Genomic DNA, 6,461 nt, shown 5'->3' with positions numbered 1-6,461 from the left:
TCGCCGGGCGCTGCCCAAAAGCAGCCGGGAACCGCCAAAAACACGGACAGGTCAGGCACTTGACCGGCCCCGTTCCTTCAGGGATGAATGTTTACGTCTCGGCTCCGGGGATAAGGTCGGCAGGGGCACGGCATTGTGCTGGCTCAAAGCGACCGGAGCAGGGTCGCCTTCCGCTGTGCCGACGAACCGGAAACCGACGCCCCGCACGGTCTCGATCCATGTCCGGCAACCCATCTTGCTGCGCAGCGAGTTGACGTGGGTGTCGATGGTACGCATGGCGCGGGAGGGAACCGCGTGTGCCGCCCCATTGCCCCAGATGTCCGCCATAATCTGCTCCCGACGGATCACTTGCCTTGGGCGGCTGGCGAGGTGATGAAGGAGATCGAACTCCTTGCGGGTGAGTCTGATGTGCTTCCCGCTCACACTCACCTCGCGGGTGCTCAGGTCGATTCTCAGCGGGCCGCTCTGCAGGACGTCGTCGGGCGGGGTCGGTGGCGTCGTGGTTGTCGCGTCTCCTGTCGTGGCTGCGATCTCGGTGAGGAGTACACGAATGGTAGCGGTGAGGCACTCGTACGGGGGGAAGTCGGCTTCGATGCCTCCCGTATGGTCCTGTTCCGTGCCCCGGCAATCGATCGCGACGAGCGTGACACCGGTGCCGGACCGGAGCATGCGACCGGCCTCCACCTCGTCGAGGCTACGCAGTTTCACATCCAGATACAGAGGACGCGCGCCCTCCGAGTGGGCGACTGATTCGGCTCCGCTCGCGATGGCGACTGCATTCGGGCTGGCGCATGTCAAACCGTTGTGCATCTGCACCACCAAAAAATTCATTTCTCTCTCCCGGAACAAGACTCACTGAGATTTGCGCATGTGTGGGGCCATATGCTGACGTGCTCGTCCAGTTCATAGCGAAAGTCATACAACGGGGGTTTTCGAATTTAGTGGGGGTGTGACTCTCGTCTGCTCCGCCGGGTGGTCGCGCAGCGTGAGCGTAGACGCTGGTTCCCTCGGTTCCTGAAGCCGAAGGCGTTGCGCGCTTCGGACTTGATGAGGCGGTTGTTGCCTTCGGAGGCGGCGTTGGTGATGCCGGTGGTCAGGTAGGTCTCGATGCCGGGCCACCACTGCTCGACGGTCTCGGCGAGGGTGACGAGTTCGGGCAGGTGGGCGTGGTCGGCGACGTGGGCGAAGAAGCGGTGGCGGGCGGCGGAGATCGTGGAGTGGTCGGGGGTGATGTGGGTGCGGCTGACGGCCAGGTGGAGGAGGTCGCGCAGGAGTTCCTTGGCCTGCCAGGCCGCGTGGATCTGTCGGCCGTAGGTGCCCATGTACCCCAACTCGGTCTTGAGGAGGGCATGTTGGTCTTCGGTGAGGTCCTCTTTGTTGCGGCGCAGGAGTTTGCGGACGGTGTAGATGCTGTCGCCCTTGCGGGCCCGGCGGCCGTGTTGCTTCCAGGTGAGGCGTCGGCGCAGGTCGGCGAGGTGGCGCTGGGCGAGTTGCACGATGTGGAAGCAGTCGACGACCACGGCCGCGTGGGGCAGGGCGCGGGTCACGGCGGCGCGGAAGGTGGCGCACAGGTCGATGGCGACGTAGCGGACCTGCTCGCGCCAGGATGCGGGCTGGGCGGTGAGCCAGTCGGCGACCGAGGTGGCGTTGCGGCCCTCGACCTGGCCGAACAGCCCTTGTCCGCCGATCGCGTCGACGAAGCCGATGTGCCAGCAGTAGTCCCTTTTTGCTGCTCATTTCTGTTGCGACTGGCTGACCCTCGGCCCCGCCCAACGTCGCTTCCGTTGAGTGATCTTGGTGCGGTAGGGTCCTCGGCTTGTGGCACGTGATCACATAGCCGGGGAGGGGTTCCCGGAGCGGGTGCGGATGGGGCTGCTGTCGCGGACTTTCACGCCGGCGCTGGTGCACCAGGCGGTGGAGGAGACCGGGGCGCGCGAGGAGCGCACCAAGGCTCTGCCGTCGACGTTGATGGTGCATTTCACCCTCACGATGTGGCTGTTCACCGGGCATGGTTACGGGTCGGTGCTGCGGGAGTTGCTGGAGGACTTCCCCTTTCGGGCCGGGGAGCGGTGGACGCGTCCGGCGCGTTCGGGGTCGGTCACCAAGGCGCGCGCGAGGCTCGGGGCCGCCCCGTTGCGCTGGCTGTTCGGCCAGGTGGCGGGGGTGCAGGGGGCGCCGGCCACGCCGGGAGTGTTCTGGCGGGGTCTGCGTCTGCTGTCGATGGACGGCACCGTCTTCGATGTCCCGGACAGCGACGCCAACGCGGCGGCCTACACGCGCAGTTCGAACGGTGGGCGCCCCGCTCCCTATCCGCAGGTGCGGCTGCTGGCTCTGGTCGAGTGCGGCACTCGCGCGCTGGTCGGGGCGGTCTTCGACTCCTTCGCCGTCGGCGAGCGCACCCTGGCTCACCGGATGCTGCACCACCTGCACGCCGGCGTGCTGCTGATGGCCGACCGGGGCTTTCCCGCCTACGACTTGTGGCGCCGGGCCACCGATACCGGTGCGCAGTTGCTGTGGCGCGTCTCGGACTCCTTCACCCTGCCCGTTCTCGAGGTGCTGCCGGACGGCACCTACCTGTCCGTCCTGCGCGGACGCCGCCGGGGCGAGACGATGACCGTGCGCGTCATCGAGTACACCGTCACCCGCACCACCACGGGCGAAGACGGCGCGAGCACGCCGGCCTCGGAGCTGTTCTGCCTGATCACCACCCTGCTCGATGCCGGGCAGGCGCCGGCCGCCGAACTCGCCGAGCTGTACGCGGCGAGATGGACCAGCGAAACGATCTACCGCCATATCAAGATCGAACAACGCGGCGGGCGCACCGCCGTCCTGCGCTCCAACAGCCCCGCCATGGTCGAGCAGGAACTGTGGGCCATGCTCTGCGTCTACCAGGCCACCCGCCAACTGATCACCGACATCGCCCACTTGAATCGCCTCCCACCTGCGCAGATCAGCTTCAAACAGGTCCAGGACGCCGCCCGACGCACCGTCGGCGGCAGCTTTTCCCCCTCGCCGCCTGGCCGCCAAGACCCGTGAGGTGATGGCCGACCTGGCCCAGGCCGCCTACGACCCCGCCCCGGACGTGCCGCCCCACGCGCCGCCAAACGCTCCGGCACCGGCTACCGAACCCTGCGACCCGGCGAGCCCGCCACCACCCGCGTCACCTACACCATCAACCTCATGCCCCTCGACACAGGCCCACGAGGTGACCAACTCTCACAAGCCGCTTAAGAAGCGACGTTGCGGCCCCGCCGGGCCCCGCCGAGTGATTCAGGGTGGCAGGGCCGAGGCGCGCCTGAAATTTCCTCCCGCCCGATTTTCATATCAAGCGCTTCGCGCGTACCTGGACGATGCCGGCGGGGCACTCCTTTCTCAGCGGGCCAGTCGCATGACTATCAGGGCTCCAGCGGAATGCGTTGAAATTACCCGCAGGCCGATGGACTTGGCGAGCGCGGTGAGTTCCGGTACGCCGCGCTCGCGGCCGCCATAGTAGGCGAGCATGCGCAGATCCATGTCCGTGATACGAGATTCCACATCGGGGCCGGCCCATTCTGCTACGAACACAGATCCAGCCGGGCCCGCCGCCTGCGCGCATCGCCTCAGAATCTTCCGGGCGGAGGTGTCGTCCCAGTCATGGAGGATTGTCGACAGCAGGTATGAGTCCGCTCCCGCAGGCAGTTCGTCGAAGAAGTCGCCGACGATTGCGGAGGCTCGGTCGGCCAGCCCGTTTTCCGTGAATCGTGCCGTAGCCTCCTTGACCGCCTCGGACTGGTCGAGGACCGTACCTCGCAGGTGGGGATATTCGGCCAGGATGGCCGACAATGAGCGGCCGTTGCCACCCCCCACGTCTATCAGGTGGGTGAACGTCCCCCAGTCGTATGCGGATACGAGGGCATCGGCGGAGAGGGAGGAGTAGGTGGCCATCTGATGGTTGAAGGTCGCGGCCAGGCCTGGGTGGGCAGCCAGGTCCTCCCAGAAATCGGCGCCGTACAGAAGGGGGAACGCTGCCTTGCCTGTGCGCACGCTGTGCAGCAGGTGGATGAGGGACAGATCCGCACGCCCGAGCGGACCCTCGATGTCCAGAGAGCTACGTAGCGATGAGGGGTGATCTGAGCGAAGTGCCTCGCCGGTGGAAGTGAGGTGAAAGCGCTGTGCTTCGTCTTGCTGGACAACCCCCACTTGTTGCAGGTGTTGAAGCAGCCGGCCCAGCACCTCCGAGTCGACTCCCAGGACGTTTGCCAGTTCGGCCGAGTTCTGCCGACCTTCCGTTAAGTGGTCCGCGAGATGCAGTGTCGCCGCGACTCGGACAGCCATAGGAGTGGTCAGATCGGACAAAGCGCGCAATCCATTTGCTGAAAGCGCATACTGGTCGGCGGTCACACCCGGCTCCCTTCGGTGGAGTGCCCCTGTTCGCGATCAGCATGGCTGGACTTCCTCCAGCTTTCAACGGTGTCTCGATGTCGCTGCGTTAAAGCTATGACAAATCTGCACGTCAGGTGCCGCTCGCAGATGCGGATGTGGCCATTTCGTGTGTGTCGCTGCGTGCCCTGCGTTTGCAAGTTCCCTTGACGCAAAATTCACCATCATCTGTCCAAGCGCTACTTGAGGGAGGCTGCCGGATCCTCCTACTGTGAGCGATGTCCAACGGCATCGTATTCACCCATCCCCCTCCTCGATCGAACTATTTCGGTAATCGGCGGTCGTGTTTCATGTGTGGGGTCGGACTTCAGTCCGAATTCAGGATGATCTGCCATTGCTGGAGAGGCGTATTGATGGACGTAGGTATACTCTTTGATCTGCGTAATCCGGCGCAATGGGAACGACCATGGGGTGCTCATTACGCTCGATCTCTGGAACTGTGCGAAGAAGCGGACCGGCTCGGTGCCGGCGGTCTTTGGTTCACCGAGCACCACGCGTTCGAGGACGGCTATCTACCCCAGCCCTTGACATTCGCCGCGGCTGCTGCGGCGCGCACGCGTCGCGTGCGGATCGGAACGTCCGTCGTGCTGCCTGCGCTGCGGAAGCCAGCACAGTTGGCAGAGGAAGCCGCCCTGGTCGACCTCATCAGCGGAGGTCGGCTGGAACTGGGGCTCGGCGCGGGATACCGCCTCCCGGAGTACCGTCTCTTCGGAGCAGACTTCACCAAGCGTTTCACGACCACGGAATACACCATCCGGGAGATGCGCCGGCTGTGGGCGGAGCGAGAGGTCACCCCGGTGCCGCTCCAGGAACCGGTGCCTCTGTGGGGCGGTTTCTACGGGCCGCGGGGTGCGCGCATGGCGGGCCGCCTGGGTATCGGACTGCTCCACGCGTCTGCATCCGTGTACGAGCACTACGTGGCCGGCCTTCAGGAGGGGGGCCACAGCACGGCTGACGCGAGGGTCTCCGAGGTTGTGCCGATCATGCTGGCGGACGATCCGGAGGAGGCCTGGCAGCGGGTCGCTCCACACCTCGCGCATCAGATGAACAGCTATCGGGCGGCTGCGGTGGAGGGCACCGGGGCCGTACCCCCACCGCCGATCCGGCCGGAGGAACTGATCCGGGGAGTCAACCCCGACGGCCCATGGGGAGTGCTCGAAATCCTCACCCCGGACGCCGCCGCCGAACGTATCCGCCGGACCATGCGGGATCTTCCCGTTCGTCACCTCATCTTCTGGGCGAGCATCGCCGCCATGCCGGACGACCTGGTCGTCCGCAACATCGAGCTGCTGTGCGAGAAGTTGGCCCCCCTGCTTCGCTGAACCGACCCATCTGGAGTGGAAGATGTCCCAGTCCACCGACCCCGGCCCGCTTCCCGTCCTCGACCGCGCCGATGTTGAATCGGTACTCGTCACCGTGCTCGTCACCAAGGAACCTGAGCACCAGGCGGCTCTGGCCGAGACCGTGACCTTCTTCTGGAACAAGGCCGACCGGCCCGACGAACTGCTCTCCGTCACCTGCTACACCAGCACGGACGGCCGCTCGGTTCTGACCTACGCACAGTGGTCCTCGGACGCGGCACTTCGGGCGTGGCTCGACGGCGGCTCAGGCGCCGGCAGCACGGTCCTGCCCGACATCCGTCCCGACGTGGAGGTCACCGGGCCCACCCCGTACCGGCTGACGCAGGTGGTACGAGGCAGTGCCGTCACCGATCCCGACGTCGTCCCCACCTGCTTCCCCGTGGCGTTCTTCGAGATGCCCGACGCCGACGAGGCGCGGAAGTGGATCGACAACCTCCTGGAAGCGGAAGGGGAGACCGGAGGCCGAGCGCGTTCCTATCCCGGCGGCATAGCCGCCAACATCCACCTTTCCGTAGAAGGAACCAGCGTCATGATCTTTTCCGAATGGGTTTCGGAGAAGTACTTCGCAGACCATCTGAGCGAGGTCATCGAGCCGGTCCTCGACGAGGTCGGGGACCGAGGCACCGACGCCGCCCCCACCTACCGCCACCATCGCAGCCCTGTCCGACCCCGTGGCTGAGA

The 6,461-nt window shown here is 65.8% G+C and carries 6 protein-coding genes; 3 read left to right on the top strand and 3 right to left on the bottom strand.

Going from position 1 to position 6,461, the window contains the following annotated elements; genetic code table 11:
- Positions 1 to 51: 51 nt before the first annotated feature.
- Positions 52 to 831, bottom strand: a complete 780-nt coding sequence (locus tag AB0N07_RS41530; RefSeq protein WP_365844468.1) for a response regulator transcription factor — start codon at positions 829 to 831, stop codon at positions 52 to 54.
- Between the two features lie 107 nt (positions 832 to 938).
- Positions 939 to 1,673 carry a transposase gene (locus AB0N07_RS41525; protein WP_365844470.1) on the bottom strand — a complete coding sequence of 245 codons (735 nt, stop codon included), beginning with the start codon at positions 1,671 to 1,673 and terminating at the stop codon, positions 939 to 941.
- Positions 1,674 to 1,818: 145 nt separating this feature from the next.
- Here AB0N07_RS41525 and AB0N07_RS41520 point away from each other — a divergent pair, with 145 nt between their 5' ends.
- Positions 1,819 to 3,036: an IS4 family transposase gene (locus AB0N07_RS41520; protein WP_365844466.1), complete on the top strand. Its 1,218-nt coding sequence runs from the start codon at positions 1,819 to 1,821 to the stop codon at positions 3,034 to 3,036.
- Positions 3,037 to 3,372: 336 nt separating this feature from the next.
- On the opposite strand, the gene AB0N07_RS41515 is transcribed toward AB0N07_RS41520, so the two are convergent.
- Complete coding sequence (locus tag AB0N07_RS41515; protein WP_365844464.1) at positions 3,373 to 4,380, bottom strand: methyltransferase; 1,008 nt, start codon at positions 4,378 to 4,380, stop codon at positions 3,373 to 3,375.
- Positions 4,381 to 4,637: 257 nt separating this feature from the next.
- On the opposite strand from AB0N07_RS41515, the gene AB0N07_RS41510 reads away from it, so the two are divergent.
- Together AB0N07_RS41510 and AB0N07_RS41505 are read left to right on the top strand one after the other, a co-directional pair.
- A complete protein-coding gene (locus AB0N07_RS41510; protein WP_365844461.1) occupies positions 4,638 to 5,741 on the top strand; it encodes an LLM class flavin-dependent oxidoreductase in 1,104 nt (367 codons plus the stop codon).
- Positions 5,742 to 5,763: 22 nt separating this feature from the next.
- Positions 5,764 to 6,459, top strand: a complete 696-nt coding sequence (locus AB0N07_RS41505) for a hypothetical protein (RefSeq protein WP_365844459.1) — start codon at positions 5,764 to 5,766, stop codon at positions 6,457 to 6,459.
- Positions 6,460 to 6,461 lie beyond the last annotated feature (2 nt).

The sequence above is a fragment of the Streptomyces sp. NPDC051172 genome (genome assembly GCF_040682555.1).
Classification (GTDB): Bacteria; Actinomycetota; Actinomycetes; order Streptomycetales; family Streptomycetaceae; genus Streptomyces.
This window is presented reverse-complemented; position numbering and strand designations above follow the sequence as displayed.

Bases quoted from the DNA above. Each gene is read 5' to 3' on its own strand.
- AB0N07_RS41510 (WP_365844461.1), top strand. From the start codon at position 4,638: ATGTCCAACGGCATCGTATTCACCCATCCCCCTCCTCGATCGAACTAT.
- AB0N07_RS41505 (WP_365844459.1), top strand. From the start codon at position 5,764: ATGTCCCAGTCCACCGACCCCGGCCCGCTTCCCGTCCTCGACCGCGCC.
- AB0N07_RS41530 (WP_365844468.1), bottom strand. From the start codon at position 831: ATGAATTTTTTGGTGGTGCAGATGCACAACGGTTTGACATGCGCCAGC.